The 1,355-nt window shown below is 32.7% G+C and carries 1 protein-coding gene and 1 pseudogene; both read right to left on the reverse strand.

Going from position 1 to position 1,355, the window contains the following annotated elements; genetic code table 11:
• Positions 1–177 precede the first annotated feature (177 nt).
• Positions 178–627, reverse strand: coding sequence for a hypothetical protein (locus BM213_RS14355; protein ID WP_050368667.1), 450 nt, complete (start codon positions 625–627; stop codon positions 178–180).
• Positions 628–810: 183 nt separating this feature from the next.
• A pseudogene (locus tag BM213_RS15365) lies at positions 811–1,257 on the reverse strand (insertion element protein); the annotation flags it as partial.
• Between the last annotated feature and the right edge of the window lie 98 nt (positions 1,258–1,355).

The following is a 1,355-nucleotide window of genomic DNA, read 5'->3' on the forward strand; positions in this document are numbered from 1 at the left end:
GTGTTGGTTTAAAAGTTATTCTAAAAAACTGAATAAAAAATCCTTTTGTTCCGCCCTACCAAGGTGTGAAATATGAGTAACAAAGTAAAAAGCACATTAAAACACTTGGGTTTATTCCAAGCGTTTTAAACTAAAATTATATTGACTTGTTAAATTAAGACTGTTACTAAAATGTTACTACCGTACTTCAATTACAAAGGCATAACTTGAATCTCCCTTTTCCCATCTCGCTGAAACATCATACACATATACACCTTTTTCTTTTGGTAATAGTATCACATTATCATTTATTGGAACATTTTCTGTTTTTTCATTTGTAAGCCATCTATTTACTACTAATGTATTTTCTTTAGGCTCATCTTTGAATTCTATTTTCAATTGGGAATCTGGTGGTACAACCACAGGTTTTAGTTCTTGATTTTTAATGAGTTCTGGCGGAGAACTTGTATCGGCACAAACAGAACTAAGTAATCCATTCCAACAATACGAACCTTGTGCCACTTCTACCTTTTTTTCTCCAACAGTTATGGTTGGTAAAGGTGGTTTAGCACTAAATAGTTCAGTAACAAAATCCCCCCCAATGCCTAACGCAATTAATACTAATAATGTAATTAAAAACTTTTTCATACACTTCCCCCTCATGGGTTAATTTTCCCTTTGCTAATTTTCTGAGTAATCTATATATTCAGTTTAACATAAAATACCAAAATCATTAAAAAGGATTTAGTCAAAAAATATTGATATTTCAGCAAAAAATAAAAAACAAATCGTATACTGATTTGGTCCTATAAAATATCAAATCCCTTAAGGTTATTGCATATAGATTATTTCTTTTAAATCAAATTGTTTTTTTGCAATGCCTAATCGTTGAGCAGGTGTTCCTACTGTCTCCTTTGTTTTGTATGCTAAACAAAAATTGTAGTAAGTCCGAAGTATGGTAAGAGCCATTTGAGCATACTTTGAGTTAAAGTTTGAATATTAAAGTTTGAATAGATATAGCTTTTTCCGTCACCACGAGCTGTTATCAATGGTCTTTCTAAAATAGATAGCCGTCTTCGAATGTGCTGGATAAAGGTATTTGTGGCGTTGTCATTCACGATTAGCAATGTCCTTTGGTTCGAATGATGAAAGATTGGTTGTACAATCAATTCATCGAAATCTTCTGTCAATTGTCGCAAGTGGATGTTCAATCGAATTATCAGCGTATTCATAATGACTGCTGCCACCTGAAATGACTTTCTTATGAAATTGGTGTGTATGAACCTGAATCCGTGATGGATTGACATCGACTTTGACTTTTTTGCTGGTTTTATGGATGCGTGATCCACCATTCCCTTTTTATGTTTAAAACAGAT

Origin of the sequence: Anoxybacillus pushchinoensis (assembly GCF_900111795.1) — a bacterium.
GTDB lineage: Bacteria > Bacillota > Bacilli > Bacillales > Anoxybacillaceae > Anoxybacillus > Anoxybacillus pushchinoensis.

What these genes read in the sequence shown, in the direction of transcription:
- BM213_RS14355 (WP_050368667.1), bottom strand. Translation starts at nt 627, where the DNA reads ATGAAAAAGTTTTTAATTACATTATTAGTATTAATTGCGTTAGGCATT.